Genomic DNA, 25,970 nt, shown 5'->3' with positions numbered 1-25,970 from the left:
TGTGTGTCAGGCCAGCAGCACGGCACGGGCCAGCAGCGACCAGATGCCGAGCAGCACGAAGTTGCTGGCCGCGAACGCGAGGAAGCGGTGCAGCACGTGGTTGTAGGTGACGTGGATCAGGCTGTGCACGATGCGCAGCGCGACATAGGCCCAGGCCAGGTTGACCAGCAGCGGTGTCGCGGTGGCGGTCGTGTGCGCCAGCAGCACCGCCACGTAGAACAGCAGCGGCAGCTCCAGCAGGTTCATGTAGTTGCGGTTGGGCAGCGACACGGGGGCCGTCACCCGGCCGGACTCGCCCAGGGCGTATTCGCGCGGCGAGACGCTGCCGTTGAAACCGGCCTGCAGGCGCCGGAACGCGATCAGCAGCAGGATGCAGAAGGTCCAGGCGGCCAGCGCGAAGACCGGGGCGAAGAGGGCGGCGGGGGTGGGCGGCGTCGGCATCCGCCCACTGTAGCGGGACTTGCTCAGGGCCGGCGGGCCGCCCTGTCAGGCCTCACGAGCAGCTGACGCTGCCGCAGCCGCTCATGGTGGCAGGGCGCACCCGGTCCGGGTCGGCCAGGGTCTCGGTCTTCGAGTCGAAGCCGACGTCCTTCATGTGCAGCGCCAGGCCGGCGTCCATGCTGGCGGCGTGCTGCGGGAACCACTCGACCAGCGCTTCGGCCAGGCGCGAAATGATCTCGGTGTCGCCCTGTTCGTAGTGTTCGACCACGGCATTCAGGGTTTCGAGGATGGTCGCGTGGTGCGAGGCGTGGCAGTTGTCGGGCGCGAAGCCGGTGGCGACCATCCAGCGCTCTTCCTGCGCGAAGTGTTCGACCGTGTGGGCGACGAACTCGCGGTAGAGCGGCAATTGCTGGTCCTGCGGGGTGGCGAGCAGGCGGTTGAGCATCTCCACGAATTCTTCGTGGGTGTCGTCCATGCGGCCGTCGCCGGTCTGCAGTTGCGGGTTCCAGTCGAGGCCGGCAATGGCCTGGGCGGGGGCTTCGTGGGTGGTGGTCGCGTCCATGGGGCGTCACTGTAGCCGCAAACCCGGTCGGCAGCGCTTGACCGGGGTCAAGCCAGCCCCGGTCGCTGGGCTATCATGAAATTCTCGTTCTGGAGGAGGTCAACATGAATTTTGTCGACGCGGTCAAGCTGTGTTTCACCAAATACGTGGGCTTCGAGGGCCGGGCCAGCCGCTCGGAGTACTGGTGGTGGGTGCTCTTCATCATCGTGGTGTCGATCGTGCTGGGTGCGGTCAGGGCCGGCATGCTGGGCAACCTGTTCTCACTGGCCACGCTGCTGCCGTCGCTGGCCGTGGGCGCCCGTCGCCTGCACGACATCGGCAAGAGCGGCTGGTGGCAGCTGGTGGCGCTGATCCCGCTGATCGGCTGGATTCTGCTGATCTACTGGGCTGTGCAGCCCAGCGAGGGCGATAACGCCCACGGCCCGGCGCCGTCGAACTGAGGCACAGGACCGTAGGGCAAGGGGTCAGGCCTCGGCCGTGACCCGGCCCAGCATCTGGTCGATCGCGGCATGCAGCTCGGGCAAGGCCAGGGCCTGGTCCAGCTTGGCCAGCGCCGGGTGGGCCAGGCTGGCGCGCAGGTGGTAGGTGTCCACGCCGCCGTCCTGCAGCGGGTTGTAGCCTTCGAGGCTGTCGAGCTGGCCCAGCGCCAGCCGCTCGCCCAGCCGGGCGCAGAGGTAGCCCAGCGCAAAGCGCGGCGCGCGTTTCGGGTCGGTCGACATGAAGGGGCTGACCAGCTGGCGGCCGACACCGCTGACGTCGTTGACCAGCTCTTCGGGCAGTTCCCAGGACTTCATCAGCAGGCCGCCGATTTCGGTCGCGCTCAGGCCGAGCAGCTCCTGCTCCAGGCGGGCGCGCTCCAGGCGGCCGCGTTCCAGCCACTTCTCCAGCCCGGACATCGGGATGAGGGAGGCGGTGGCCAGCTGGCCGACAAAGCTGAGCACGACCTGGGTCGAGAGCGTGCCCTGGTCGGGCAGGTTGAGCGCCTTGCCCAGCCGCACACAGAGTTCGCTGGCGATCGCGCTGGCCTTCCAGATCGCGTCGAAGCTGCGTTGTGCCTCGGCCAGCTTGGGCTTGAAGGCCTCGGCCAGCATGTACTGCAGGCAGATGCTGCGCACCGTGTTCATGCCCAGGAAGGTGACCGCCTGACCGATGTTGGTCACGGGCGTGTGCAGGCCGTAGATCGGGGAGTTGACGGTCGAGAGGATCTTGGCGGCGATCAGCGGCTCGCCCATCACCAGGTCGCTCAGCTCGGCCGAACCGGCCCTGGCCACGAAATCGGGCGAGAGCAGCTTCTGCATCGAGCGCGGGGGCTTCGGAATGCCGCGCACGGCGGTCAGCAGGGTGTCGCGGTGCACCGGGTCCATGTCCTGCGCGCCCAGCCACTGGAATTCCGACAGGCTGGCGGGCAGGGGTTCCGGCACGGGCGCGATGGCCTCGCGCAAGGTCGGGACCGGCGCCGGGGTGGTGCCCGGGGCTTTGGGCGCCGGGTGGCTGGCACGCTGGACGGCGGCGGCCGGGGACGTTGCGGTCACCGACGGCGCGGGACGCCGGAAAAACCACCAGGCCAGCGCCAGAGCCAGGACGCCAGCAATCCACATCATGAGAAGCGACACGACAAACCTCCGTCCAGGGATGTGGTCCGCGGACATTCCACGAACCTGTTTGTCGTCTAGATCGGCGTTTGGCCGCCGGTCTTGAGCGGGTTGCGTCGCTTACTTGCCGACGTTGATCAACGGTGTGGCGTTGCCGCCCAGCAACACGGTGTTGCCCGGCTTGCCGGCCAGCGCCAGGGCGGTGTCGCGCTGGATCTCGGCCAGCTTGATGTCCTTGAGCGCCGGCGTGAGCGAGGCACTGATGATTTCGTTGGCCTTGGCTTCGCCCTGGGCCTGCACGATCAGCCGTTCGGCCTCGGCCTTGGCCAGTTCGACTTCCTTGCGTTTCTTTTCGATCGCCTGATCGGTCTCGGCACGCGAGCGGATCGCCGCTTCGATGGCCGGGTCGGTGAGCAGGTTGCGCACGTTGACCGCGGTCACCACGAAGGCGCCCGGATCGTTCTTTTCGAGTTCCTCCTGCAACCGGGCGCGGACCATCTCAGACAGCTCGGTGCGCTTGGTGTGCATGGTGGTGGCGTCCAGCTCGGCGATGGCCTTGTAGATGGCTTCGCGGGCCTCGCGCGAGACGCGGCTGAACGCGACCACCAGGTCTTTGGTGCCGCCCTGCACGATCTGGTTGTGCTGCACCACATCGCCCTGGTACTTGATGTAGAGCGCCGGCACGGCCGCGGGCGTGGTCTTGTAGTAGACGTCGATGTCGACGTCCTTCATCGTCAGGTTGTCCCGGCTCTTGGGCGTCATGTCGTTGAGCTGGAAGCTGACTTCCTTGGTGGTGAACTCGTCGACGGTCTTGAACAGCGTGAAGTACACGCCGGGGTTCAGCGCCTCGGTGCCGACCTTGCCCAGCGTGCGCTCCACGCCGACATTGCCGGTGTCGATCTGGCTGCAGGCGGCCAGCAACAGGGCGGTGGCGGGAACGGCCAGTCGGCGCAGGGCGGAGACAGTCATGGTCAGAGCAGTTTGGTGGAAGGAACGAAGTAGGCGACGACCAGCAGGGCCAGCAGCACCAGGGCGACCGCGACCAGCCGCAGGCCGTGCCGCTTGATCGGCCCCAGCTGTTCGGGACGCACCAGCGGACGGGTGCCGACCCACAGGCCGTAGCCCGCAGCGATCGCGAAGAAGAGCAGCAGCAGTTGGCGCATGGGTCGTCCGTTGGCGGGCGTCTATTTCAGGGCCTGCGCGGCCCACGCCGGGAGTGCGCGGCGCAGCGGGTGCTGGGCACTGGCGTCGGTCCGGCCGGCCAGCCAGTATCCCAGCAGGTCCGCGGCAATTTCGTGGGGGTGGTAGAGGTTGCTCCGGTCGGGGAATGCGCCCGCATAGCCCGGCACCTCCAGCAGCGGCCCGGTCTGCGGGCGCCCGTCGGATTCCTGCAGGCGCCACTGGCCTTGTTCCAGGCGGAAGCGCACCGCCTGCATCTGGAAGTCGCGCGGCATGCTGGGCGTCTGCAAATTGCCCAGCTGCAGCCAGGGCAGCACCGCCTGGCCGGGCGCATCGGGCAGCGGGAAAACCCATTCGCTCACCGGCGCATCGGGATTGACCACGCCGCTGTCCAGCAGCGCCGGCACCTGCAGGGCCGGAACGCGCACAAAGCCCAGGAGCCGGGCGTTCAGGCCGTCAAAGAGCTCCGGGTGGCTGCGCTGCAGGACGTGCGTCTGCTCGTGGACCAGCAGGTAGCTCAGGAACACCTGGAGCCGGGCCAGATCCTGTGCGCGGTAGCCGGCGAGCAGGTTCTGCATGATTCCCGCGCCAAAGACGATGGTGTCTGCGCGCGTGTGGGGCAGGCCGCCTTCCACCCGGTCGCTGATCTTGGCGAATTTCCAGGGGGTGCGCGCATACAGCGGGGCCTTGTCGGCCAGCGTGGGCCACAAGGCATTCAGCGACCAGCGCAGCAGCGCCTGTTCGTCGGCCGAGAACTCCTGTGTCTCGGCGGCGTAGTGGGCTTTTGCGCGTTCGCGCGCCTCGGTCAGTGGCAGCCCCCGCAGGTCCTGGCGGGTCTTGGCCAGGAGCTCGGGGCCATGCATCGCATCAAAGTAGGCCTGCGCGCCCGGACCAGCCATCAAGGCGGCGGCTTCGCTGCGGTTCAGGAACTGCGGCGCCGGAGGTTCCGGTGCCCTGGTTTGCGCTTGCGCTGCGACCGCTCCCAGCCCCAGGCCGAGCAGCAGCGCCAGCCGCAGAACAGGTCGGCGCAGCATCGGGCTCAGGCCAGGCGGCTGCGGTGGCGCGCAATCTGCGCCTTGACCTGCACGGGCGCGGTGCCGCCCAGGGTGTTGCGGGCGTTGAGGCTGCCGCGCAGGCTCAGGCATTCGTAGACGTCCTTTTCGATCGACGCATTGAAGCCCTGCAGCACGGTCAGCGGCAGTTCGGACAGGTCGCAGTTGTGCGACGTGGCGGCCTTGACGGCGTGGGCCACGGTCTCGTGCGCATCGCGGAAGGGCAGCCCCTTCTTGACCAAGTAGTCGGCCAGGTCGGTGGCGGTGGCGTAGCCCTTGTTGGCGGCGGCTTCCATGGCCGCGGCGTTGACGGTGATGCCGCCTTCTTTGGCGCCGGTGGCCGGGTTCAGCTGGCCGCCCACCATCTCGCAGAAGATGCGCAGGGTGTCCTTGAGCGTGTCCACCGTGTCGAACAGCGGTTCCTTGTCTTCCTGGTTGTCCTTGTTGTAGGCCAGCGGCTGGCCTTTCATCAGGGTGATCAGGCCCATCAGGTGGCCGACCACGCGGCCGGTCTTGCCGCGCGCCAGTTCGGGCACGTCGGGGTTCTTCTTCTGCGGCATGATCGACGAGCCGGTGGTGAAGCGGTCGGCGATCTTCACGAAGCCAAAGTTCTGGCTCATCCACAGGATCAGCTCTTCCGAGAAGCGGCTGATGTGGACCATGCACAGGCTGGCGGCGGCGGTGAATTCAATGGCGAAGTCGCGGTCGCTCACGCCGTCCAGGCTGTTCTGGCACACGCCTTCCATGCCGAGCGTGTTGGCGACGCGCTCGCGGTCCAGCGGGTAGGTGGTGCCGGCCAGCGCGGCGCTGCCCAGCGGCAGGCGGTTGGTGCGGCGGCGCACGTCGGCCATGCGTTCGGCGTCGCGGCTGAACATTTCCACATAGGCCAGCAGGTGGTGCGCGAAGCTCACCGGCTGGGCCACCTGCAGGTGGGTGAAGCCGGGCAGGATCACTTCCACATTCTTTTCGGCCACATCCACCAGCGCGACCTGAAGCTCTTTCAGCAGGTCGGAGATCAGGTCGATCTCGTCGCGCAGCCACAGGCGCACGTCGGTGGCGACCTGGTCGTTGCGGCTGCGGCCGGTGTGCAGGCGCTTGCCCGCGTCGCCCACCAGCTGGGTCAGGCGCGCCTCGATGTTCAGGTGCACGTCTTCCAGATCCAGCTTCCATTCAAAGCCGCCGGCCTCGATTTCCGAGCGGATCTGTGCCATGCCGCGCTGGATGTCGGCCAGGTCGCTGGCGCCGATGATCTTCTGTGCGGCCAGCATCTCGGCGTGGGCCAGGCTGCCGGTGATGTCGGCCAGCCAGAGGCGCTTGTCGAAAAACACGCTGGCGGTGTAGCGCTTGACCAGCTCGCTCATGGGCTCCGAGAATAGGGCGGACCAGGCTTCGGATTTCTTGTCGAGTTGGTTGGTGGACATGGTGGTGCCAGCGGCGAGAGAGGGGATCGGAGGGTGGCGTGTGCGCCCGGCAGGGGTGGACCGGGCGCGCTGACTCAAAAACGGTTGTCGGCGACGACCTATAGTGCGAGCCATGCAGGACTCCCGAATTTTATCGACCTTCCACGACCCGGCCTCGAAGTTGCCGCTGTCGCAGATGCCGGAACACCGGCAGGCGGGCGAACTGCTGTTCGAGACCTGCCAGCTGGGCATCGTGCTGCGCGCGGTGCTGTTCGTGCAGGCCATCATGTGGGTGGCGGCGCTCTATGGCGCGCAGGGGCTGGTGGCCTGGCTGGAGCGGCTGGCCATCCTCACGGCCGCCGCCTTGCCCTCGGTGCTGATCTGGCTGCTGGTGACCTGCATGCTCAAGCGGGTGATCGGCCGCCTGCCCGCGGCGGGCCAGTGGACCTGCGGTATCGCGCTGGGCGCGGTGTCCGCCATCTATGGTTGCGGCATGCTGTCGTGGACGCATCTGGTGGCGCCCGCGCCGTGGGTGGCCAGCGCCGCGACCGGTGCTCTGGTGGCGGCGGTGATGGTCGCGGGCCTGGTCTGGCGCTCGCGCGCCAAGGAGCCTGCCGGTACGACGGCCCGCCTGGCCGAACTGCAGGCCCGCATCCGGCCGCATTTCCTGTTCAACACGCTCAACAGTGCGATCGCCCTGGTGCGCGCCGAGCCGGCCAAGGCCGAGACGCTGCTCGAAGACCTGAGCGAGCTGTTCCGCCACGCGCTGGCCGACACCAAGGAAGATGTGCCTCTGCGGCAGGAGCTGGAGCTGGCCGAACACTACCTGGCGATCGAGCAGATCCGGTTCGGTGACCGCCTGAGGGTCGAGTGGAATCTGGACGACAAGGCCTCGGCCGCCCGTTTGCCGCCACTGATCCTGCAGCCGCTGGTCGAGAATGCGGTCAAGCACGGGGTGGAGCCCAGCCCGACCGGCGCCACGGTGCGCATCACGACCAAGCGCCGCGGCTCGACCGTGATCATCAAGGTGACCAACACCGTGCCGGCAGGCAGTGGGTCGCCGGGCAACGGGCTGGCGCTGGACAACGTGCGCCAGCGGCTGGAGCTGCTGCACGACGTCGAAGGCCGGTTCCAGTCGGCGCTGGTCGACGGGGTGTATCAGGTGCGGCTTGAAATACCGATATAAGTCGGGGTTGGACGCGGGTCCTCAACGGAGCGTGACATGGCACTGAAGGTTCTGATCGTGGACGACGAAGCGCTGGCGCGGTCGCGGCTGCGCACGCTGCTGGGTGATTGCACCGACCCGCGCGCCGAGGTGGTGGGCGAAGCGGCGAACGCGGTGGCGGCCATGGAGCAGTTTCAGCGCACGCCCTGCGACCTGGTGCTGCTGGACATCCACATGCCGGGTGTCGATGGCATGGCGCTGGCGGCGAACCTGCGCAGCATGGCGCCGCCGCCCAAGGTGGTGTTCGTGACGGCGCACGCCGACTACGCGCTGAGCGCCTTCGAGCTGGACGCGGTGGACTACCTGACCAAGCCGGTGCGGCTGGAGCGGCTGGAGCAGGCCTTGCAGAAGGTGCAGCGCCTGCAGGTCGCGTCGGACCTCAACGATCAACCGGGCGCGACCGAGAGCCTGCTGATCCAGGAGCGTGGCCGCAGCGAGCGGGTGGCGCTGGCGGATGTGATCTACCTGAAGGCGGAACTGAAGTACATCACGGTGCGCACGGCGGAGAAGGAGCACATCTACGACGGGGCGCTGAGCGAGCTGGAGCAGAAGTACGCGCACCTGTTCGTGCGGGTGCACCGCAATGCGCTGGTGGCGAGGCGCTGTGTGCGCGCGGTGGAGAAGCACCACGATCCGGTGGAGGGCGAGGGCTGGACGGTGCGGCTGGACGGCTGCGAGGAGCGTCTGGCGGTGTCGCGCCGGCAGCTGTCGGCGGTGCGTGAGTCGTTGATGGGCTGACTTTTGTTCGTTGTCGGGGCTGCGGTCGTCGGCGACCGGGGTGGCCGGCTCCGCGCATGTCACCCTGCAGAGCGAAGTAAAGGAGGAGACGGCCGTCGGGGGACATGAGCGGCGCAGGGTGCCATGCCCTCGCCAGCGACGCGAGGTGCCACGCCAAACAGTCAGACCTCAGCCGCCTCGATCAGAAAGCGGACCCGGCGTTGCCCCTGCCACTCGTCCGCATCCAGGCGAAAAGCGATCTTGACGGTCGAAGGCAAAGGCTCCGTGTGGCCGAACCAGATCCCGTCCACCGGATCGCCCTGGTGCTTGAGCTTCACCGACAGGTGCTTCTCGCCCACCAGCCGCTGACTCACCACCTGCACCTCCTCGCAGAACACCGGCGGCGCAAAACCCTGGCCCCAGACCTCGGCGTGCAGCGTGTCCACCAGGTCCGTGCGCCGGTACTGCTTGTCCAGCGCGCCGTCGGCCTCCAGCCGGCGCTGCAGCGTCGCCGCGTCCAGCCACTCGTGCGCCACCTGCGCGAACGCCTGCTCGAACACGTCCAGGTGTTCCTCCTCGATGGTGCAACCGGCCGCCATCGCATGGCCGCCGAAACGCAGCAGCACGCCCGGGTGCCGCTTGGCGACCAGGTCCAGCGCGTCGCGCAGATGGAAACCCGGGATCGAACGGCCCGAGCCCTTGAGCTCGTGCTCCTTGCCCTCGGCGCCGCTGGCCGCGAACACGAAGGTCGGGCGGTGCAGCTTGTCCTTCAGGCGCGAGGCGACGATGCCGACCACGCCTTCGTGGAAATCGGGGTCGAACACGGTGAGCGCGGGCGGCGGTTCTTCGGAGTCGTCGAACAGCTCCTCGGCCAGCGTCAGCGCCTGCTCGCGCATCTCGCCCTCGATCGCCTTGCGCTCGCGGTTGATGCCGTCGAGCGTGCGCGCCAGTTCGTCGGCGCGGCCCGCGTCGTCGGTCAGCAGGCACTCGATGCCCAGCGTCATGTCCGACAGGCGCCCGGCCGCGTTCAGGCGCGGCCCGAGCGCAAAGCCGAAATCGAAGGCGGTGGCTTTCTGCGGCTGGCGCGCCGCGACAGTGAACAGCGCGGCCATGCCCGGCGGCATCGCGCCAGCGCGCACGCGCTTGAGGCCTTGCGCCACGAGGCGGCGGTTGTTGGCGTCGAGCTTGACCACATCGGCCACGGTGCCGAGCGCCACGAGGGGCAGCAGCGTGTCGATCTTCGGTTGGGTCTTCGCGTCGAACACACCCCGCTCGCGCAGTTCCGCGCGCAGCGCCAGCAGCACGTAGAACATCACCCCGACGCCCGCGATCGACTTGCTCTCGAAGCCGCAGCCGGGCTGGTTGGGGTTGACGATGGTGCAGTCCTGCGGCAGCGTGGTCACACCGTCGATCACGGCGGGCAGGTGGTGGTCGGTCACCAGCACCTGCAGGCCCGCGTCGCGCGCGGCGCGCACACCGTCCACGCTCGCGATGCCGTTGTCCACGGTCACCAGCCAGTTGGCGCCGCGTTGCTGGACGCGCCTTGAGATGGAGGGGGTGAGGCCGTAGCCGTCGGTGACGCGGTCGGGCACCAGGTATTCGACCCGGTCCCAGCCCAGCGGCGCGCCCAGCAGCTTGAGCCCGCGCACGGCGACAGCGCAGGCGGTGGCGCCGTCGCAGTCGTAGTCGGCCACGATGCACAGGCGCTGGCCGGCGGCCATGGCGTCGGCCAGTTGCTTCGCGGCGGTGGTCGCATTCAGCATCTGCGGCGGCGGGATCAGCAGGGCCAGCGCATCGTCCAGTTGCTCTTTGGCGGTGATGCCGCGGGCGGCGAACAGGCGGGCCAGCAGGGGGTGCAGGCCGGCCTGCTCCAGCGCCCAGGCGGCACGCGGCGGCACGTCGCGGGTGATGATTTTCATAGGTCTTTCAGGGTCCCGGCGACCGGAGCGGTGCCGAACAGGTGTTTGATCGTGCGGCCCAGGCGCGCGAAGGCGCCGGCCGGGGCGGTGGTCCAAGTGCGGGCATGGCGTTCACCGCAGAGCGTGAGCGTGACCGGCTCGCCGCGCCGGGCGGCGTCGAGCAGGGCGGCGATCTCGCCCGCATCCAGCGCCTCCCAGGCGGTTTTCCAGGCGGCCCAGTCGTTGCGCAGCGCGGCCTGGCGCAGGGCGTCTGGCATGGCCGGCGCTTCGGCGAGGTCGGGTACCGGATCGAGCGCGCCCGCGCCGTGCACCCAGAAGCCGTTGACCGGCAGCAGGCCGCGCCCGGTGCGCGCATCGTGCACCGGGTGGGTATAGAACAGCATCTGCGCCTCGCTCTGCAGCCGCTTGAGCAGGCGCGAGCCGGTCGGGTTGGCGGGGCTCTCGGCCAGCCAGATGTCGACCATGCGGCCGCTCACCCGGTCCAGGCTGCCGCTGGCGATGCCGCGCAGCGGTTCGCCGCTGGCGTGCCACTCGGTCGGGCTGTCCCAGCGGAGGGTGATGCCGTCCTCCAGGCACAGCGGCGCAAAGGCGTCGAACAGGGCGCGCGAATCCGCCGCGTCCAGGCCCAGTTGCGCCCCCGGCAGCAGCGAGACCTGTTCCATGCCGACCTGGTAGTGGCAGAGGCTGAACCAGGCCTGGGGCTGCGTGGGGGTGTCGCTCTGCGCCGCCGCCCAGGGCGTCAGCCCGTCGGTCGCCGGCAATCCCAGCGCACGCGCCAACGCGCGTTCGTGCGGAGGGCTCAGGCTGTGGTCGTCGCCACGGTCGGCCGGCTGCTCGCGCAGCAGCGGCAGCAGCGCCTTCAGATGGGGCAGCGCCAGCGACGGCAGCAGCGCCTGGCACTCGGGAGCGCTGGCGGCGGCAAAGGGGATGAGCAGGTGGTGGGGCACGGGGGGGCGAAGGGGACGGCGGGTTACGGCAGGGATTGTCGGGGATGCCACAATCGCCGCTGGATTTCACCGATGCAAACCCCTTACGAACTCATTCTTGGCTGGCGCTACACCCGCGCCGGCCGCGCCACCCGGCGCAACGGCTTCATCTCCTTCATCTCGGGCGTGTCCATGCTGGGCATCGCGCTGGGCGTGGCCGCACTGATCGTGGTGCTGTCGGTGATGAACGGTTTCCAGAAAGAGGTGCGCGACCGCATGCTCGGCGTGCTTTCGCACATCGAGCTGTATGCGCCCGGCGGCGAGGCGATTCCCGACCTCGCGTCGGTGATGGCGACGGTCCGCAAGCACCCCGAAGTGATCGGCGTCGCGCCTTTCGTGGGCGCACAGGCGCTGCTGGCGCGCGGCGAAGACATGAAGGGTGCGCTGGTGCGGGGCATCGACCCGGCGCAGGAACCGCAGGTCACCGATCTGGCCAAGGAGCTGGCGCAGACCTCGCTGCCACAGCTGGTGCCGGGCGCCTTCAACGTGATCCTGGGCGGCGAGCTGGCGCGCAACCTGGGCGTGGTCACCGGCGACACTGTGACCCTGATCGCCCCCAGCGGCCAGGTGACGCCGGCCGGCGTGGTGCCGCGCGTGCGCCAGATGACGGTGGTCGGCACCTTCGACTCAGGCCACTACGAATACGACTCGGCGCTGGCCCTGCTGCACCAGGACGACGCCGCGCGCATCTTCCGCGTCGAAGGTCCGACGGGCGTGCGCATCAAGATCCAGGACCTGCACCGGGCGCGCGAGGTGGCGCTGGAGCTGGCGCCGACGCTGCCCGACGGCCTGCTGATCAAGGACTGGACGCGCCAGAACCGCTCCTGGTTCGCGGCGGTGCAGCTGGAAAAACGCATGATGTTCATCATCCTCACGCTGATCGTCGCGGTCGCGGCCTTCAACCTCGTGTCCACGCTGGTGATGACGGTGACCGACAAGCGCGCCGACATCGCGATCCTGCGCACCCTGGGTGCGAGCCCGAAAAGCATCATGGGCATCTTCATGGTTCAGGGCGCGATGGTCGGTGTGATCGGCACTGGCGTTGGTCTGCTGCTGGGCCTGGGCGTTGCCTTCAACATCGACACCATCGTGCCGGCGATCGAGCACGCGCTGGGCGCCAGCTTCCTGCCCAAGGATGTCTACCTGATCAGCCAGATGCCCAGCGATCCGCAGCGTGCCGACATCCTGCCGGTGGCGGTGATCTCGCTGGTGCTGTCGTTCGTGGCAACCGTCTACCCGAGCTGGCGCGCCAGCCGCGTGAATCCCGCCGAAGCGCTCCGATATGAATGACGTTGTTCTGCAGGCCAACGGCCTGACCAAACGCTTCTCCGAAGGCAGGCTGGACGTGACCGTGCTGCAGGGCGTGGACCTCACGGTGCGTGCGGGCGAGACGGTGGCCATCGTCGGTGCCTCGGGCTCGGGCAAGAGCACCTTGCTGCACCTGCTGGGCGGGCTGGACGCACCGACCGCCGGCAGCGTGACGCTGATGGGGCAGTCGCTGGCCGGCCTGAGCGCCGCGCAGCAGGGCGAGCTGCGCAACCAGTACCTGGGCTTCGTCTACCAGTTCCACCACCTGCTGCCCGAATTCAGCGCGCTCGACAACGTGGCGATGCCGCTGTGGATCCGGCGCATGGACCGGGCCGCGGCCGGCGAGCAGGCCGCACAGGTGCTGGCAAAGGTGGGTTTGTCGGAACGGCTGCTGCACCGCCCGGCCGAGCTTTCCGGCGGCGAGCGCCAGCGCGTCGCCATCGCGCGCGCCCTGGTGGCGAAGCCGGCCTGTGTGCTGGCCGACGAACCGACCGGCAACCTCGACCGCAACACGGCCGACGGCGTGTTCGAGCTGATGATGCAGCTGGCCCGCGACCAGGGCACGGCCTTTGTCGTCGTGACGCACGACGAGACGCTGGCCGCGCGCTGCGGCCGCGTGCTGCGCCTCAAGACCGGGGTGCTGTCCTGACGAAGCGCAGCGGCTGGTCCATGCCCTGCGCGTGGATCAGCAGCGTGTCGCCCTGGACTTCGTAGCGCTGGGCTTTCTGCAGCGCACCCAGGTAACGCGATTCCTGTTCGCCCGCGCCGCCCATGCAGGCCATCTTGGTCGAGGCCAGCGGGCCGAACTTCAGGCGGTCGCGCTCGATCTCGACCGGGCCGAAGAAACGGTTGCACGAACCGTGGCCGGCTACCTGGCCGCTCTGCGGAAACGCCAGTGTGGCCGCGGGTTGCGGCAGCACCGCCTGTCCGCCGATGTCCTGCAGCCGCCACTCGCTGCCCCACAGTGGCTGGGGCGCGGCGGCGGGGGTGGAAGACCCTCCGGCCGCGCAGGCACCCAGCGTGCCGGTGATGGACAGAACGGCGAGAGACAGGAAACGGTTCAGGCGCGGTGACATGGGCATTCCTCCGTGGTGAAAACCTGCCGCGGTGGCAGGGGCACAATCTTCCGTGGAGTTATACCCCGATGTGGATCGACACCCATTGCCATCTGGACACCCCGGAGTTCGGCCCTGACCATGGCCTGGCCCTGCAGGCGCGCGCACTCGCAGCCCAGCGTGGCGTGGGGCTGTGCGTGATTCCGGCGGTGATGCGGCAGAACCTCGACACGGTGCGGCTGCTGGCCCACCGGATGGGCGACGCCTACGCGCTGGGCATCCACCCGCTGTATGTGCCCAGGGCGGCCGACGAAGACCTTGAGGTGCTGGACGCGGCGCTGACCGCACACCGGGACGATCCGCGCCTGGTGGCGGTGGGGGAGATCGGCCTCGACTTCTTCGTGCCGGCGCTGTGCGAGCCGGCGATGCGCGAGCGGCAGGCGTTTTTCTACCGCGCGCAGCTGCGGCTGGCGCGCAAACACGGCCTGCCGGTGATCCTGCATGTGAGGCGCAGCGCCGACGCCTTGCTCAAGCACCTGCGTGAGCTGCCGACCGGTGGCGGCATCGCGCACGCCTTCAACGGCAGCCCCGATCAGGCGCGTGCCTTCCTCGGCCTGGGCTTTGCGCTGGGTTTCGGCGGAGCGGCGACCTTCGAACCCGCGAAGCGCCTGCGCGCGCTGGCGGCAGAGTTGCCCCTGTCGGCGCTGGTGCTGGAAACCGATGCGCCGGACATTCCGCCGCAGTGGCTCTACGCGACCGCCGCCGAACGCGAGGGCGGCAAGGCGCAGGGGCTGAACACGCCGGCCGAGCTGCCGCGCATCGGCGAGGTGATCGCCGGGCTGCGTGGTCTGGCACCGGAAGCCTTGGCGTCGGCGACCACCGCCAACGCGCTTCGCGTGCTGCCGCGCCTGGCCGCACTGCGCGCCGTGGTGCCATGACGCGGCTGGTGGGTCTGCCGCCGGTGATCGGCCCGGACACGCGGCTGCTGGTGCTGGGCAGTTTTCCGGGTGTGGCGTCGCTGCGTGCGCAGCAGTATTACGGGCATCCGCAGAACCAGTTCTGGAAAATCCTTTCGGCGCTGTGGGAGGCCGATCTGGCGGGTCTGGCCTACGAAGACCGGTTGGATGCGGTGCGCGCGCGCGGTCTGGGCATCTGGGACGTGTACGGCGCCTGCGAGCGCGAGGGCAGCCTCGACACGGCGATCCGCCACGCCGAGCTCAACGATTTCGAATGGGTCCTGCGCGAGTGTCCGAAGTTGCAGGCGATTGCCCACAACGGGGGCGAGAGCTTCCGCCATGCGAAGCACACACAGGCGCTCGGCCTGCCGGTGCACAGGTTGCCCTCCACCAGCCCCGCCAACGCCAGCTGGAGCTTCGAGAGGAAGCTCCAGGCCTGGCGGGAGGTGTTTGCGGCCAGCGGTCTGCTGGCCTGAACGCTCACACCGTCCGGTGAACGACGGGGGTTTCCGGCACCGGGTAGCCGGCCGCGCCGAAGGTGGTGACGATGGCCTTGTGGGTGTCGAAGTAGACCTGCCAGTAGCTGTCGTTGTGGGTGTACGGGCGCACGCACAGCAGCGGGCCTTCGGGCGTGAACTGCAGGATCTCGATGTCCGGCGCCGGCGAGTCCTTCACGTTGGCGATGGCGGCGATGGCCGGGCGCAGTCGGGCGATGGCGTCCATCACGTCCACGCTGTTGGCGACCTTGGCCACGCAGTCGACGCGGCGGAACGGCTCCGCGCTGAAGTTCTGCACGTTGTCCGAGAACACCTTGTTGTTGCCGACCACGGTCATCACGTTGTCGGGCGTGAGGATGGTGGTGGCGAACAGGCCGAGTTCCTTGACCGTGCCCAGCGTGCCGCCGGCGTTGATGAAGTCGCCGACCTTGTAGGGCCGCAGCACCTGCAGGAACAGGCCGGCCGCGAAGTTGCCCAGCATGCCGCTCCAGGCCGCACCGATCGCCAGGCCCGCACCGGCCAGCAGGGCGGCGAACGAGGTGGTCTTGATGCCGAAGATGTCCAGGATCGCCAGCACCAGCACCAGCGTCAGCAGCACCGAGATGATGGACTTGAGGTATTGCGTGAGGGTGGCATCGATCTTCTTGCCCTTTTCCAGCCCGGAGCCGATCAGCCGCACCGCCAGCGAGATCAGCCAGCGCCCGATGACCCAGGCAGCGATCGCACCCAGGATCTTCAGACCGAAGTCCGCGCCCTGTGTGCTGAGGAAATTCCAGACCACTTCCATGTTCATAATGAATCCTTTCTTCTGGAACACCTTGTCCCGATGCGATCTTTGTTCGCCCCAACGAATCCCCCGCGACATGCGCTGCAGCCGAATGCGGTCGGCGTGTCTTTTGTGATGTGCCTGTGGTTTTCCGGCGCGCGAGGGGGCTTCGCATGAGGACTCCGTCACGTGCGGCCAAGGCCGAGCTGCCCGAAGTGACGCTGTCGGAAGACGGTGAGGTGCGTTTCCTGCATCTGGGCACGGAGTGGATCCAGGGCTCGATGATCATCGACGACCCGTTCGCCATCGAGCTGGACTATGTGCAGCGCATGATGGCCTGGCTGCTGTTCGTCGAACCCGATTCGGTCGGCAAGCGCCGCGCGATGCAACTGGGCCTGGGGTCCGCCGCCCTGACCAAGTTCCATTACAAAAAGTTACGCATGGACACGACGGCCGTGGAAATCAATCCGCAGGTGGTCGCCGCCTGCCGGGGCTGGTTCAAGCTGCCACCCGACGGACCGCGTCTGCGGGTGCTGCTGGCCGATGCCGGCACCGAGATCCGCCAGGCGGTGCACCACGGCGTGGTCGACGCCCTGCAGGTCGATCTGTACGACCACGAGGCGGCCGCACCCGTGCTCGACAGCCCGGATTTTTATGCCGACTGCCGCGCCCTGCTGACCGACGAGGGCGCCATGACGGTCAACCTGTTCGGGCGCGACGCGAGCTACGAGCGTTCGCTGGACAGCATCTGCGCGGCCTTCGGGCGCGACGCGGTGTGGGCCTTCAAACCGACCCGCGAAGGCAATACGATTGTGCTGGCGCAGCGCACGGCCTCGCGGCCCACGCGCATGCAGCTGCTGGCGCGGGCCGAAGAGATCCGCTCGCGCTGGGACCTGCCTGCCGTCAAATGGCTGCGCATCTTCAAACCGGTGGAATGAAACACGCATGAAAACCTCGCTCAAGTCCGCGCCGCCCAAGCACGACGAGTCCGGTCCGCTGGACTGGCGCAAGCTGGTCAGCTGGTTGCGCGAAGACGGCGTGATCTCGTCCGACGAGGCGGCGCGCACCGTGGCCCGCTGTGCGTCGGCGCACAGTTCGCAGCACCCGCTGCAGCGGCTGGCGGTGGTGGGCATGGCGCGCCAGTCCGACGGTCAGGTTCTCGACGTCGAGATGCTGACCCAGTGGCTGGCCGGGCGCAGTGGCCTGGAGTATTTCCGCATCGACCCGCTCAAGGTCGACGTGGGCAAGGTGGGAGAGGTGATGAGCGCGGCCTACGCCGAGCGCCACAAGGTGCTGCCGGTGCAGGTCGGTCCGGCCGAGGTGGTGGTGGCGACGCCCGAACCCTTCGTGCGCGACTGGATTCCAGAGGTCGAACGCCAGACGCGCAAGAGCGTGCGCGTGGTGGTCGCGACACCGCAGGATGTGGCCCGCTACACCGGCGAGTTCTTCGCCCTGGCCCGATCGGTGCGCGCGGCCAGCAAGATGGGGAACCAGGCCAACCCCTTCGGCACCTTCGAACAGCTGGTCGAACTCGGCAAGGCCAACAAGCTGGACGCCAACGACCAGCACGTGGTGCAGGTGGTCGACTGGCTCTGGCAATACGCTTTCGACCAGCGCGCCAGCGACATCCACCTGGAGCCGCGCCGCGAGCAGGGTGTGATCCGCTTCCGCATCGACGGCGTGCTGCATCCGGTCTACCAGATGCCGATGACCGTGATGAACGCGATGATTGCGCGCATCAAGCTGCTGGGCCGCATGGACGTGGTCGAGCGGCGGCGCCCGCAGGACGGCCGCATCAAGACGCTGCGCCCCGGTGCCGGGCAGAGCAAGGGCGACGAGGTCGAAATGCGTCTGTCGACGCTGCCGACTGCCTTCGGCGAGAAGCTGGTGATGCGGATCTTTGATCCGGACGCGACCGTCAAGGACCTGGCCGCGCTGGGCTTCTCGTCCGTCGACGCGCCGCGCTGGGAGTCGCTGACCAAGCGGCCGCACGGCATCATCCTGGTGACCGGTCCGACCGGCTCGGGCAAGACCACCACGCTGTACGCCACGCTCAAGCGGCTGGCGACCGAAGAGGTCAACGTCAGCACGGTCGAAGACCCGATCGAAATGATCGAGCCAGCCTTCAACCAGACCCAGGTGCAGACGCACCTCGACCTGGACTTCGCGCAGGGCCTGCGCGCCCTGATGCGGCAGGACCCGGACATCATCATGGTGGGCGAAATCCGCGACCTGCCGACCGCCGAGATGGCGGTGCAGGCCGCGCTGACGGGCCACCTGGTGCTCTCGACCCTGCACACCAACGACGCGCCCAGCGCGATCATGCGGCTGATGGAGCTGGGCGTGCCGCCCTACCTGATCAACGCGACGGTGCTGGGTGTGCTGGCGCAGCGGCTGGTGCGCACGCTCTGCCCGTCCTGCAAGATCCGCGAAGACGATGCGACCACGGCCACCTCGCTGACTGCGCTGGCCGACGTGGTCAAGCCCTGGCAGATCAGCGGCTCCTACCGGCCCTACCAGCCGGTCGGTTGTGTCGAGTGCCGCATGACCGGCTACCGCGGACGCACCGGCCTGTACGAACTGCTCACGGTCAGCGAAGCCTTCAAGGACAAGGTCAACCACGAGCCCAGGATGGAATCGCTGCGCCGCCAGGGCGTGACCGACGGCATGCGGCCGCTGCGTCTGGCCGGCGCGGCCCGGGTGGCCGAAGGCCTGACCACACTGGACGAGGTGCTGGCGAGCACGCCGCCGGTGAACGGATGAGGCCTGGCGCGTGATTCCCATCAAGACCGAATCGGCCTGGCGCGGCACGGCGGACTGCCGTGCCTGCGGCATCCGCGAGGAGATGCTGTTCGCCGACCTGCACGACGAAGACTTCGACCTGATCCACACGCCGATCGACGACCTGGAGTACGCACCCGGGCAGCCGCTGGTGCGCGCCGGCGACACGGCGACCTCGCTGTTCGCGGTGCGCTCGGGCATGGTCAAGCTGGTGCGCAACACGCTGGACGGCCGCCAGCGCATCGTGCGCGTCATGCGCAGTGGCGATGTGATCGGGCTCGAAGCGCTGCTGGGGCCGGTGTACGAGTCCGATGCGATCGCGCTGACCAGCGTCAAGGTCTGTCGCCTGCCGCTGCAGGTGATCCAGCGCCTGAACCGCGAGACGCCGCGGCTGCACCAGCGGCTGCTGGAGCGCTGGCACCGCAGTCTCAAGGAGGCGGACGACTGGCTGGCCGAACTCAACTTCGGCAACGCACGCCAGCGCCTGGCCGGCCTGATCCTCAAGATGCGTTCTGACACCGAACCCGAGCTCTCGACCCTGTTCTCGCGCGAGGACATGGGCGCGATGCTCGACCTCAAGCTGGAGACCGTCAGCCGCACGCTGAACGCCTTCGCCCGCGAAGGCCTGATCGAATCCATGGACAGGATCGGCCGCCTCTACCGCATCGTCGACGCGACCCGCCTGGCCTCGCCCAAAGACTGACGGCGAAGGCGCCCATCGCCAAGTGCGACAGCCCGCGCGCCGGGCGCTGCCGATAATCGACCGGATGACGGTTTCCGCTTCCCGACCTCCGCACCTCGCCGCCGGCCTGATCCTGGCCAGCGCCGGCTCGATCGCCTTCAGCGGCAAGGCCATCATCGTCAAGCTGGCCTACCGCCACGGCGTCGATGCGGTGACGCTGATCATGTACCGCATGCTGTTTGCGCTGCCCATGTTCCTGGCGCTGGCCTGGTGGGCCACCTACCGGCAGGGCGGCGGTGCCCGCCACCCGCTGACCCGCAAGGACTGGCTGGGCATTCTCGGCCTGGGGGTGACGGGCTACTACCTCGCGAGCTTTCTCGACTTCTGGGGCCTGAGCTACATCAGTGCCAGCCTGGAGCGGCTGATCCTGTACCTCAATCCCACGCTGGTGCTGCTGCTGGGCTGGCTGCTCTACGGGCGGCGCATCACCGGGCTGCAGGCGGTCGCGATGGCGGTGAGCTACGCGGGCGTGCTGCTGGTGTTCGGCCACGAAGCCAACTTCGCCGGTCAGGGCGCGGTGCTGGGCGCCGTGCTGGTGTTCGGCAGTGCGATCAGCTACGCGATCTATCTGGTCTACAGCGGCGAGATGGTCAAGCGGCTGGGTTCGATGCGCCTGGTGGGGCTCGCGACCAGCGTGGCCTGTCTGCTGTGCCTGGCGCAGTTCGCGCTGTTGCGGCCGATGAGCGCGGCGCAGGTGGCGCCCGAGGTGATCTGGCTGTCGGTGCTCAACGCGACCGCCTGCACCTTCGCGCCGGTGATCATGGTGATGATGGCGATCGAGCGCATTGGCGCCGGGCTGGCGGCGCAGACCGGCATGATCGGCCCGATGTCGACCATCGCCATGGGCGTGCTGATCCTGGACGAACCCTTCACCGGCTGGATCGTCGCCGGCACCGTGCTGGTGGTGTCCGGTGTGTTCATCGTCACGCGTTTCGGACGTTCGACGGCCGAAGTCAAACCGTAAACCGCCGTCAGGCGGATGGAGCAGAAAGCATGGATCTGGGCATTGCAGACCGGTGGGCGCTGGTGTGTGGCGCGAGCAAGGGCCTCGGGCTGGGTTGCGCGCAGGCGCTGGCCGCCGAAGGCGTGAACGTGGTCATGGTGGCACGCGGTGCCGAGGTGCTGCAGGCTTCTGCGGCACGGCTGCGCGAGGCCTTCCCGGGCGTGCAGGTCATCGCCGTGGCGGCCGACATCACGGCGCCCGAAGGCCGTGCGGCGGCGTTTTCGGCGCCGGGCGGTCCGGGCACGGCGTTCGACATCGTGGTCACCAATGCGGGCGGCCCGCCGACGGGCGACTTCCGCCACTGGGACCGGGAGGCCTGGATCAAGGCCGTGGATGCCAACATGCTCACACCCATCGAGCTCATCAAGGCCACGGTCGACGGCATGGCGGCGCGCGGCTTCGGCCGCATCGTCAACATCACCAGCAGCGCGGTGAAGGCGCCGATCGACATCCTGGGCCTGTCCAATGGCGCGCGCAGCGGCCTGACGGGTTTTGTGGCCGGCGTGGCGCGCAGCGGTCTCGCGGCGCAGGGCGTGACGATCAACAACCTGCTGCCCGGCAAGTTCGACACCGACCGCCTGCAGGGCACGCTGGCGGGCGCGGCAAACAAATCGGGAAAAAGCCTGGACGAGGTGCGTGCGGCCCAGATGGCGCAGATTCCGGCCCGGCGGTTCGGCACACCCGACGAGTTCGGCGCGATCTGCGCCTTCCTCTGCAGCCGCCAGGCGGCATACATCAACGGCCAGAACATCCTGCCCGATGGCGGGGCGTTTCCGGGCACGTTCTGACGCTCAGCGCCGTGAGCTGACCAGAATCCCTCCCACGATCAGCACGAAGCCGGCCAGGTGGTACAGGTGTGGCGGCTCGCCCAGCAGGGTGGCCGACATCAGCGCGGCAAACAGCGGCGTGAGGTTGCTGAAGAAGCCGGCGGTGGTCGGGCCGACACGCGCCACGCCGGCGCCCCAGGCGCGGTAGGCGAGCAGTGAAGGGCCGACGGCGACATAGAGCAGCGCCAGCGCCAGCGGCCAGCCCCAGCGCAGGTGGTGTCCGCCCTCGGGCAGCGTTGGCAGCAGGGCCCATTCGCCGGCCGTCATCACGCTCGACGACAGCAGGCCGAAGGCGACCTGTGCCAGCAGGAAGGCCGCCCAGTCGCGCCGCACCTCGGCCGGTTCGCTGTCTGGTGCGGGCCTGGCCAGCATCCAGCTGTAGCCGGCCCAGGTGATGGACGCGGCCACCATCCACGCGTCGCCGGGCACCAGCTGGAGCGCGCGCAGCTGGTGCCAGTCGCCGCGGGTGAGCACGACCACCACGCCGGCCAGCGAGAACAGCGCACCCAGCGCGGCGCGGCGCGTCACCGCCACGCCATAGAACACGCGGCCCAGCAGCAGCATCCACACCGGCATGCTGGCAGCGACCAGGGTCACGTTGATCGGCGTCGAGGTCTTGAGCGCCATGTACTGCAGCGCGTTGTACAGGGCCACGCTCAGCAGGCCCAGCAGGGCAAAACGCCGCCAGTGGGCCCAGATGGGGCTGCGTGGTCCGATCGCCCAGGCGCCCAGCGGCAGCAGCAGGACGAAGGCCAGCAGCCAGCGCAGGAAGTTGAAGGTGACCGGCGGGATGCTGCCCTGCATCAGCCGGCCGACGATGGCGTTGCCGGCCCACAGCAGGGGTGGGACCAGCAGCAGGGCGGCGGTGGCGGGTGTGAGACGGGCGGTCGTGTCGGACATGCCGGCACTGTACCGAGTCGGTGATGCCCCGCGCTGGCGGGGGGCCTGTCGCCGGCACCGCAGGCGAGCGTGCCAAATCGTGGCAGCATGTGCGTCGAGTCCAACCTGAGGAGACCTGCATGACCCAGACCAGCCGCGCCGTGCGCATCCACGCCCATGGCGGCCCCGAACAGCTTGTTGTCGATACCGTGGAGGTGGGCGAGCCCGGCCCGGGCGAGATCCGCATCCGCCACCACGCCATCGGCCTGAACTTCATCGACGTCTACCAGCGCACCGGCCTGTACCCCAACCCGATGCCGCTGGCGCTGGGCATGGAAGGCGCCGGCGTGATCGAAGCGGTGGGCGAGGGGGTGACCCACCTCCAGGCCGGCGACCGGGCGGCCTATGCGGCTGGCAAGCCCGGGAGCTACTGCGACGTGCGGGTGATGCCGGCGATGAACGTTTGCAAGCTGCCCGACGGCATCTCGTTCGAGACCGGTGCGGCCATGATGCTCAAGGGCCTGACCGCGCAGTACCTGCTCAAGCGCTGCAAGCCGGTCGAAGGACTGGAGGCCGGCGACTTCGTGCTGTTCCACGCGGCGGCCGGCGGTGTGGGCCTGATCGCCTGCCAGTGGGCGAAAGCGCTGGGCCTGCGCCTGATCGGCACCGCGGGCAGCGACGAGAAGTGCGCGCTGGCGCGCGAGCACGGCGCCGAGTTCACGATCAACTACCGCACCGAAGACTTTGCCGCGCGGATCAAGGAAATCACCGGCGGCCAGGGCGTGAAGGTGGTCTACGACTCGGTCGGCAAGGACACCTTCGACAAGTCGCTCGACTGCCTGCGTCCCTTCGGCCTGATGGTCAGTTTCGGCAACGCCAGCGGCCCGGTGGCGCCGTTCGCGCCCGGCATCCTCGGACCCAAGGGATCGATCTACGTCACGCGCCAGACCCTGTTCACCCACATCAGCAACCGCGAGCGCACGCAGGCCATGGCGGACGACCTGTTCGCGGTGGTGGGCAGCGGCGCGGTCAAGATCCGCATCGACCAGCGTTTTGCACTGACCGATGTGCGTCAGGCCCACGAGAGCCTGGAAGCCCGTGCCACCACGGGCTGCACCGTGCTGCTGCCCTGAGCGTCAGAAGCGGAAGCCGACGCCGGCGGTGACGCCGCCGAGCATCTTGCTGTCCTTGTCCTGGTAGCGGGTGTAGTCGAGGTTGAGGTAGGTGGTCTTGCTCAGGTCGTAGGTCGCACCCGCACCATAGGCCAGGCCTGTGCTGGTTTCGGACGAGCCGTTGAACTTGAGGCTGGTGCGGGCCACGCCGACGCGACCGTAGAGCTTGAACGCGTCGCTCACCGGCAGTTGCGCCTTGCCGAACACGCCGATGGTGTTGTCGAGCTTGAGCGTGCTGCCCGAGACGGTGTCCGACTTCGCGTTCAGACCGAGCACGCCTTCCACGGCGAGCTGCGGCGTGAACTCATAGCCGATCAGGCCACGGACCATGCCAGGGCTGGCCTTGAGGCCCGAGGCCTTGTAGTCCAGGCCGGTGTAGCCCACCTCGCCGTACATGTTCTGTGCCTGCGCGGCCGAGGCCAGCAGGGCGAAGCCCAGGGTGGTGGTGAGGGTAGCGATTCGAGTCATGTGATCTCCAGAAAGATGGCAGGTGTGCGCAGGGATTGCGCACACCCTCATCGTGGAGATCTCACATGGCTGCGGCGTATCGGCCGTTTATCGCCTGCGTGAAGACGTGTGAACGCATGTTGCATGCGCCCACGCGATGTGTCTGCGGTGTCAGGCGGGCACGGCGGCCGGTGCGACGGTGGCAAGCGCCGTGCGCAGGTGGCTCACGGTGTGGTTCACGTCGTGCCACTTGTCCAGCCCGAACAGGCCGATTCCCAAGTAGGAGGGCCGCGCGAAAAGCGGATTCAGATGATTCGGACAACGTCGCGCAAACGAGGTCACGAAGCACAGGTCGTGCGCTGGGCATGGCACCTGTGTCCACTTCTGCCGCCCTCAGCAGGACGGTTTGAATGCGGTCGGTACAAATGAAAAAGGGGCACTTGCATGCCCCTTTGTTTCGACTTCAGAAATCCTCAGAAAGAGAACTTCAAGCCTACTGCGACACCCCCCTCGAGGTCGCCGAAATTCATGTAGTCCACGTTGACGGACATGTTGGGCGACAGGTAGTAGCTGGCACCGACACCGTACGACACGTCGCTGCCGGAGTCGGACACCTTGGCGGAGTATTTGCCCGCCGAAGCGGATGCCGTGGCCTTGTAGTTGACGTAACCCAGGCGACCATACAGCTCGAAGGAGTCGTTGACCTTGAAGCTGGACTTGGCGTAGATGCCGGCCAGGCGGTCCAGTTTCACCTTGGCGGTGGCGCCCATGGATGCGTCCTTGCCATCGCGAACACCTGCGCCGAGCATGCCTTCGACCGACAGATTCGGGTTGAACTTGTATCCCACGATGCCGCGAACTGCGGCGGGGTCCGTGGTCAGATCGGTGTCAAACATCTGGTAGGCCACATCGGCGTACACGGATTGCGCCTGGGCGGAGACAGCGGCCAGCCCCAGCAGGGAGACGAGGACGAGTTTTTTCATGGTGATTCCCTTGATGAATTGCTTGTGAATATGATGTTGGTTTGTAACCAAAATCGGCAGCAGTGTAACGGCACCGGTCGAGACCTCCCGCCACCGCCCCGATCGGAACGGCGAACATGTCGAAAACAGCACACCCCGTCGGCTGTCTTCTTCTCAAAAGTGGGTGGTGCCCAAGAAAAAAGGAGTCCGTGTCCGGACTCCTTTTTTGGCGGGAAGGCTGCGCAGTTATTGGCCGGGATTGACCGTCGTCAGCGCCAGTTGCAGGTGGGCGAGCGTGCCCGCCACATCGTGCCACTTGTCCAGCCCGAACAGGCCGATGCGGAAGGTCTTGAAGTCCGCACCTTCGTCGCATTGCAATGGCACACCCGCGGCGGTCTGAAGGCCGGCGGCGAGGAATTTCTTGCTGTTCTGGATGTCGGGGTCGGTGGTGTAGCTGACCACCACGCCCGGGGCCTGGAAGCCGGCCGCCGCCACGCTGGCGAAACCATTCGCTTCGAGCAGGGCGCGCACTTCGCGGCCGAGCGCGATCTGTTCATCGCGCACCTTCGCAAAACCGTAGGCCTGGGTTTCCTTCATGGTGTCGCACAGGCGTTGCAGCGCGTCGGTCGGCAGGGTGGTGTGGTACGCGTGGCCGCCGCCTTCGTAGGTTTCCATGATCTGCAGCCACTTCTTGAGGTCCATCGCAAACGTGGTGCTTTGCGTGGTGTCGATGGCTTGTCGCGCACGCTCGCTGAGCATGACCATGGCGCAGCAGGGCGAACTGCTCCAGCCTTTCTGCGGCGCCGAGATCAGGATGTCGACACCCGTGGCCTGCATGTCGACCCACATTGCCCCGGAGGCGATGCAGTCCAGCACGAACAGGCCGCCCACGGCGTGCACCGCCTCGGCCACCGCCTTCAGGTAGTCGTCGGGCAGCATCATGCCGGCGGCGGTTTCGACGTGCGGCGCGAACACCAGCGCCGGCTTCTCTTTCGCGATCGCGGCCTTCACCTCATCGATCGGCGCGGGCGTCCAGGGCGATTGCGCGCCGGGCGCCACCTGCCGCGCCTTGAGCACGGTGTGGCTGGCCGGGATCGCACCCATGTCGAAGATCTGGGTCCAGCGGTAGCTGAACCAGCCGTTGCGGATCACCATCACGTGCTTGCCGTGCGCGAACTGGCGCGCGACCGACTCCATGCCGAAGGTGCCGCTGCCGGGCACCAGCACCGCCGAGTGCGCACCGTAGACCTGCTTGAGCATGGCCGAGATGTCGGTCATCACGCCCTGGAAGCGCCTGGACATGTGGTTGAGGGCACGGTCGGTGTAGACGACCGAAAATTCCAGCAGTCCGTCGGGATCGATGTTGGGCAGCAGTCCGGGCATGGCGTGTCTCCTGTGGCGGGTCAAAAATTCAGATTAGCACAGCGCCCAGCCCTTTCATCGCAGGGCCGCCCCAAGATGAAAGTGGCCTCTCGGGGGGCAGCGACCCGCGCAGCGGCGGA

28 protein-coding genes are annotated in these 25,970 nt (G+C 68.0%); 13 read left to right on the top strand and 15 right to left on the bottom strand.

The window, feature by feature from the left end:
• Positions 1 to 6: 6 nt before the first annotated feature.
• A complete protein-coding gene (locus ACS5NL_RS17965) occupies positions 7 to 441 on the bottom strand; it encodes an MAPEG family protein (RefSeq protein WP_439355267.1) in 435 nt (144 codons plus the stop codon).
• A gap of 52 nt (positions 442 to 493) precedes the next feature.
• Positions 494 to 1,003 (bottom strand): bacteriohemerythrin, encoded by a 510-nt coding sequence (locus ACS5NL_RS17960; RefSeq protein WP_439355266.1) that lies wholly within the window; start codon positions 1,001 to 1,003, stop codon positions 494 to 496.
• 104 nt (positions 1,004 to 1,107) lie between these two features.
• On the opposite strand from ACS5NL_RS17960, the gene ACS5NL_RS17955 reads away from it, so the two are divergent.
• Positions 1,108 to 1,443, top strand: coding sequence for a DUF805 domain-containing protein (locus tag ACS5NL_RS17955; protein WP_439355265.1), 336 nt, complete (start codon positions 1,108 to 1,110; stop codon positions 1,441 to 1,443).
• Between the two features lie 24 nt (positions 1,444 to 1,467).
• On the opposite strand, the gene ACS5NL_RS17950 is transcribed toward ACS5NL_RS17955, so the two are convergent.
• From ACS5NL_RS17950 to argH, 5 genes are all read right to left on the bottom strand, one after another.
• Positions 1,468 to 2,616 (bottom strand): HDOD domain-containing protein, encoded by a 1,149-nt coding sequence (locus ACS5NL_RS17950; RefSeq protein WP_439355264.1) that lies wholly within the window; start codon positions 2,614 to 2,616, stop codon positions 1,468 to 1,470.
• Between the two features lie 99 nt (positions 2,617 to 2,715).
• Positions 2,716 to 3,564, bottom strand: a complete 849-nt coding sequence (locus ACS5NL_RS17945) for an SPFH domain-containing protein (RefSeq protein ID WP_439355263.1) — start codon at positions 3,562 to 3,564, stop codon at positions 2,716 to 2,718.
• 2 nt (positions 3,565 to 3,566) lie between these two features.
• Positions 3,567 to 3,758, bottom strand: coding sequence for a hypothetical protein (locus tag ACS5NL_RS17940; protein WP_439355262.1), 192 nt, complete (start codon positions 3,756 to 3,758; stop codon positions 3,567 to 3,569).
• A gap of 21 nt (positions 3,759 to 3,779) precedes the next feature.
• Entirely contained in the window at positions 3,780 to 4,808 is a 1,029-nt protein-coding gene (locus tag ACS5NL_RS17935) for a hypothetical protein (RefSeq protein ID WP_439355261.1), read from the bottom strand.
• Between the two features lie 5 nt (positions 4,809 to 4,813).
• Positions 4,814 to 6,247 (bottom strand): argininosuccinate lyase, encoded by a 1,434-nt coding sequence (gene argH, locus ACS5NL_RS17930; RefSeq protein ID WP_439355260.1) that lies wholly within the window; start codon positions 6,245 to 6,247, stop codon positions 4,814 to 4,816.
• A gap of 112 nt (positions 6,248 to 6,359) precedes the next feature.
• On the opposite strand from argH, the gene ACS5NL_RS17925 reads away from it, so the two are divergent.
• Together ACS5NL_RS17925 and ACS5NL_RS17920 are read left to right on the top strand one after the other, a co-directional pair.
• The gene (locus tag ACS5NL_RS17925; RefSeq protein WP_439355259.1) at positions 6,360 to 7,412 is read left to right on the top strand and encodes a sensor histidine kinase; all 1,053 of its coding nucleotides are present in this window, start codon (positions 6,360 to 6,362) and stop codon (positions 7,410 to 7,412) included.
• Positions 7,413 to 7,448: 36 nt separating this feature from the next.
• Complete coding sequence (locus ACS5NL_RS17920) at positions 7,449 to 8,189, top strand: LytR/AlgR family response regulator transcription factor (RefSeq protein WP_439355258.1); 741 nt, start codon at positions 7,449 to 7,451, stop codon at positions 8,187 to 8,189.
• A 161-nt stretch (positions 8,190 to 8,350) separates the two neighbouring features.
• Here ACS5NL_RS17920 and recJ read toward each other — a convergent pair whose 3' ends face one another.
• Both recJ and ACS5NL_RS17910 read right to left on the bottom strand, forming a co-directional pair.
• Entirely contained in the window at positions 8,351 to 10,087 is a 1,737-nt protein-coding gene (gene recJ / locus ACS5NL_RS17915; protein WP_439355257.1) for a single-stranded-DNA-specific exonuclease RecJ, read from the bottom strand.
• Complete coding sequence (locus ACS5NL_RS17910; protein ID WP_439355256.1) at positions 10,084 to 11,034, bottom strand: phosphoglycerate mutase; 951 nt, start codon at positions 11,032 to 11,034, stop codon at positions 10,084 to 10,086. The genes recJ and ACS5NL_RS17910 overlap by 4 nt, the downstream gene beginning before the upstream one ends.
• A 72-nt stretch (positions 11,035 to 11,106) precedes the next feature.
• Between ACS5NL_RS17910 and ACS5NL_RS17905 the strand changes: the two genes are divergently transcribed.
• A complete protein-coding gene (locus ACS5NL_RS17905; RefSeq protein ID WP_439355255.1) occupies positions 11,107 to 12,363 on the top strand; it encodes a lipoprotein-releasing ABC transporter permease subunit in 1,257 nt (418 codons plus the stop codon).
• Positions 12,356 to 13,030 carry a lipoprotein-releasing ABC transporter ATP-binding protein LolD gene (gene lolD / locus ACS5NL_RS17900; protein WP_439355254.1) on the top strand — a complete coding sequence of 225 codons (675 nt, stop codon included), beginning with the start codon at positions 12,356 to 12,358 and terminating at the stop codon, positions 13,028 to 13,030. The genes ACS5NL_RS17905 and lolD overlap by 8 nt, the downstream gene beginning before the upstream one ends.
• Here the strand turns inward: lolD and ACS5NL_RS17895 are convergent.
• Positions 13,008 to 13,457: an META domain-containing protein gene (locus ACS5NL_RS17895; RefSeq protein ID WP_439355253.1), complete on the bottom strand. Its 450-nt coding sequence runs from the start codon at positions 13,455 to 13,457 to the stop codon at positions 13,008 to 13,010. The two genes, lolD and ACS5NL_RS17895, sit on opposite strands and share 23 nt — an antisense overlap.
• A 68-nt stretch (positions 13,458 to 13,525) precedes the next feature.
• On the opposite strand from ACS5NL_RS17895, the gene ACS5NL_RS17890 reads away from it, so the two are divergent.
• Both ACS5NL_RS17890 and ACS5NL_RS17885 read left to right on the top strand, forming a co-directional pair.
• Entirely contained in the window at positions 13,526 to 14,374 is an 849-nt protein-coding gene (locus ACS5NL_RS17890; RefSeq protein WP_439355252.1) for a TatD family hydrolase, read from the top strand.
• The gene (locus ACS5NL_RS17885) at positions 14,371 to 14,868 is read left to right on the top strand and encodes a DNA-deoxyinosine glycosylase (RefSeq protein WP_439355251.1); all 498 of its coding nucleotides are present in this window, start codon (positions 14,371 to 14,373) and stop codon (positions 14,866 to 14,868) included. The genes ACS5NL_RS17890 and ACS5NL_RS17885 overlap by 4 nt, the downstream gene beginning before the upstream one ends.
• A 4-nt stretch (positions 14,869 to 14,872) precedes the next feature.
• Here ACS5NL_RS17885 and ACS5NL_RS17880 read toward each other — a convergent pair whose 3' ends face one another.
• A complete protein-coding gene (locus tag ACS5NL_RS17880; RefSeq protein ID WP_439355250.1) occupies positions 14,873 to 15,682 on the bottom strand; it encodes a mechanosensitive ion channel family protein in 810 nt (269 codons plus the stop codon).
• A 146-nt stretch (positions 15,683 to 15,828) separates the two neighbouring features.
• On the opposite strand from ACS5NL_RS17880, the gene ACS5NL_RS17875 reads away from it, so the two are divergent.
• The 5 genes from ACS5NL_RS17875 to ACS5NL_RS17855 all read left to right on the top strand — a co-directional run bounded on the left by ACS5NL_RS17875 (position 15,829) and on the right by ACS5NL_RS17855 (position 20,969).
• The gene (locus ACS5NL_RS17875; protein ID WP_439355249.1) at positions 15,829 to 16,593 is read left to right on the top strand and encodes a class I SAM-dependent methyltransferase; all 765 of its coding nucleotides are present in this window, start codon (positions 15,829 to 15,831) and stop codon (positions 16,591 to 16,593) included.
• Positions 16,594 to 16,600: 7 nt separating this feature from the next.
• A complete protein-coding gene (gene tfpB / locus ACS5NL_RS17870) occupies positions 16,601 to 18,418 on the top strand; it encodes a type IV pilus assembly ATPase TfpB (protein ID WP_439355247.1) in 1,818 nt (605 codons plus the stop codon).
• Positions 18,419 to 18,428: 10 nt separating this feature from the next.
• Positions 18,429 to 19,139, top strand: coding sequence for a Crp/Fnr family transcriptional regulator (locus ACS5NL_RS17865; RefSeq protein ID WP_439355245.1), 711 nt, complete (start codon positions 18,429 to 18,431; stop codon positions 19,137 to 19,139).
• Between the two features lie 64 nt (positions 19,140 to 19,203).
• A complete protein-coding gene (locus tag ACS5NL_RS17860; protein ID WP_439355244.1) occupies positions 19,204 to 20,142 on the top strand; it encodes a DMT family transporter in 939 nt (312 codons plus the stop codon).
• A gap of 29 nt (positions 20,143 to 20,171) precedes the next feature.
• A complete protein-coding gene (locus ACS5NL_RS17855) occupies positions 20,172 to 20,969 on the top strand; it encodes an SDR family oxidoreductase (RefSeq protein WP_439355243.1) in 798 nt (265 codons plus the stop codon).
• 3 nt (positions 20,970 to 20,972) lie between these two features.
• Here ACS5NL_RS17855 and ACS5NL_RS17850 read toward each other — a convergent pair whose 3' ends face one another.
• Positions 20,973 to 21,908 carry a DMT family transporter gene (locus tag ACS5NL_RS17850; protein ID WP_439355242.1) on the bottom strand — a complete coding sequence of 312 codons (936 nt, stop codon included), beginning with the start codon at positions 21,906 to 21,908 and terminating at the stop codon, positions 20,973 to 20,975.
• Between the two features lie 119 nt (positions 21,909 to 22,027).
• Here ACS5NL_RS17850 and ACS5NL_RS17845 point away from each other — a divergent pair, with 119 nt between their 5' ends.
• Entirely contained in the window at positions 22,028 to 23,020 is a 993-nt protein-coding gene (locus tag ACS5NL_RS17845; RefSeq protein WP_439355241.1) for a quinone oxidoreductase family protein, read from the top strand.
• A 3-nt stretch (positions 23,021 to 23,023) separates the two neighbouring features.
• Here ACS5NL_RS17845 and ACS5NL_RS17840 read toward each other — a convergent pair whose 3' ends face one another.
• The 3 genes from ACS5NL_RS17840 to ACS5NL_RS17830 all read right to left on the bottom strand — a co-directional run bounded on the left by ACS5NL_RS17840 (position 23,024) and on the right by ACS5NL_RS17830 (position 25,851).
• Complete coding sequence (locus ACS5NL_RS17840) at positions 23,024 to 23,527, bottom strand: porin family protein (protein WP_439355240.1); 504 nt, start codon at positions 23,525 to 23,527, stop codon at positions 23,024 to 23,026.
• A 452-nt stretch (positions 23,528 to 23,979) separates the two neighbouring features.
• On the bottom strand, positions 23,980 to 24,489 hold the full coding sequence (locus ACS5NL_RS17835; RefSeq protein ID WP_439355239.1) for a porin family protein: 510 nt from the start codon (positions 24,487 to 24,489) through the stop codon (positions 23,980 to 23,982).
• A 225-nt stretch (positions 24,490 to 24,714) separates the two neighbouring features.
• Positions 24,715 to 25,851, bottom strand: a complete 1,137-nt coding sequence (locus ACS5NL_RS17830; RefSeq protein WP_439355238.1) for an aminotransferase class V-fold PLP-dependent enzyme — start codon at positions 25,849 to 25,851, stop codon at positions 24,715 to 24,717.
• Positions 25,852 to 25,970: the final 119 nt, after the last annotated feature.

The organism is Hydrogenophaga sedimenti (genome assembly GCF_051857515.1).
GTDB lineage: Bacteria > Pseudomonadota > Gammaproteobacteria > Burkholderiales > Burkholderiaceae_C > Hydrogenophaga.
Note: the sequence above shows the minus strand (reverse complement) of the source record. Positions and strands in the feature narration are given on the sequence as shown.

What these genes read in the sequence shown, in the direction of transcription:
- ACS5NL_RS17895 (WP_439355253.1), bottom strand. Translation starts at nt 13,457, where the DNA reads ATGTCACCGCGCCTGAACCGTTTCCTGTCTCTCGCCGTTCTGTCCATC.
- ACS5NL_RS17960 (WP_439355266.1), bottom strand. Translation starts at nt 1,003, where the DNA reads ATGGACGCGACCACCACCCACGAAGCCCCCGCCCAGGCCATTGCCGGC.
- lolD (WP_439355254.1), top strand. Translation starts at nt 12,356, where the DNA reads ATGAATGACGTTGTTCTGCAGGCCAACGGCCTGACCAAACGCTTCTCC.
- ACS5NL_RS17855 (WP_439355243.1), top strand. Translation starts at nt 20,172, where the DNA reads ATGGATCTGGGCATTGCAGACCGGTGGGCGCTGGTGTGTGGCGCGAGC.
- tfpB (WP_439355247.1), top strand. Translation starts at nt 16,601, where the DNA reads ATGAAAACCTCGCTCAAGTCCGCGCCGCCCAAGCACGACGAGTCCGGT.
- ACS5NL_RS17885 (WP_439355251.1), top strand. Translation starts at nt 14,371, where the DNA reads ATGACGCGGCTGGTGGGTCTGCCGCCGGTGATCGGCCCGGACACGCGG.
- ACS5NL_RS17875 (WP_439355249.1), top strand. Translation starts at nt 15,829, where the DNA reads ATGAGGACTCCGTCACGTGCGGCCAAGGCCGAGCTGCCCGAAGTGACG.
- ACS5NL_RS17945 (WP_439355263.1), bottom strand. Translation starts at nt 3,564, where the DNA reads ATGACTGTCTCCGCCCTGCGCCGACTGGCCGTTCCCGCCACCGCCCTG.
- ACS5NL_RS17955 (WP_439355265.1), top strand. Translation starts at nt 1,108, where the DNA reads ATGAATTTTGTCGACGCGGTCAAGCTGTGTTTCACCAAATACGTGGGC.
- ACS5NL_RS17965 (WP_439355267.1), bottom strand. Translation starts at nt 441, where the DNA reads ATGCCGACGCCGCCCACCCCCGCCGCCCTCTTCGCCCCGGTCTTCGCG.
- ACS5NL_RS17835 (WP_439355239.1), bottom strand. Translation starts at nt 24,489, where the DNA reads ATGAAAAAACTCGTCCTCGTCTCCCTGCTGGGGCTGGCCGCTGTCTCC.
- ACS5NL_RS17840 (WP_439355240.1), bottom strand. Translation starts at nt 23,527, where the DNA reads ATGACTCGAATCGCTACCCTCACCACCACCCTGGGCTTCGCCCTGCTG.
- ACS5NL_RS17845 (WP_439355241.1), top strand. Translation starts at nt 22,028, where the DNA reads ATGACCCAGACCAGCCGCGCCGTGCGCATCCACGCCCATGGCGGCCCC.
- ACS5NL_RS17890 (WP_439355252.1), top strand. Translation starts at nt 13,526, where the DNA reads ATGTGGATCGACACCCATTGCCATCTGGACACCCCGGAGTTCGGCCCT.
- ACS5NL_RS17880 (WP_439355250.1), bottom strand. Translation starts at nt 15,682, where the DNA reads ATGAACATGGAAGTGGTCTGGAATTTCCTCAGCACACAGGGCGCGGAC.
- ACS5NL_RS17940 (WP_439355262.1), bottom strand. Translation starts at nt 3,758, where the DNA reads ATGCGCCAACTGCTGCTGCTCTTCTTCGCGATCGCTGCGGGCTACGGC.
- ACS5NL_RS17905 (WP_439355255.1), top strand. Translation starts at nt 11,107, where the DNA reads ATGCAAACCCCTTACGAACTCATTCTTGGCTGGCGCTACACCCGCGCC.
- argH (WP_439355260.1), bottom strand. Translation starts at nt 6,247, where the DNA reads ATGTCCACCAACCAACTCGACAAGAAATCCGAAGCCTGGTCCGCCCTA.
- ACS5NL_RS17925 (WP_439355259.1), top strand. Translation starts at nt 6,360, where the DNA reads ATGCAGGACTCCCGAATTTTATCGACCTTCCACGACCCGGCCTCGAAG.
- ACS5NL_RS17920 (WP_439355258.1), top strand. Translation starts at nt 7,449, where the DNA reads ATGGCACTGAAGGTTCTGATCGTGGACGACGAAGCGCTGGCGCGGTCG.
- ACS5NL_RS17860 (WP_439355244.1), top strand. Translation starts at nt 19,204, where the DNA reads ATGACGGTTTCCGCTTCCCGACCTCCGCACCTCGCCGCCGGCCTGATC.
- ACS5NL_RS17935 (WP_439355261.1), bottom strand. Translation starts at nt 4,808, where the DNA reads ATGCTGCGCCGACCTGTTCTGCGGCTGGCGCTGCTGCTCGGCCTGGGG.
- recJ (WP_439355257.1), bottom strand. Translation starts at nt 10,087, where the DNA reads ATGAAAATCATCACCCGCGACGTGCCGCCGCGTGCCGCCTGGGCGCTG.
- ACS5NL_RS17830 (WP_439355238.1), bottom strand. Translation starts at nt 25,851, where the DNA reads ATGCCCGGACTGCTGCCCAACATCGATCCCGACGGACTGCTGGAATTT.
- ACS5NL_RS17850 (WP_439355242.1), bottom strand. Translation starts at nt 21,908, where the DNA reads ATGTCCGACACGACCGCCCGTCTCACACCCGCCACCGCCGCCCTGCTG.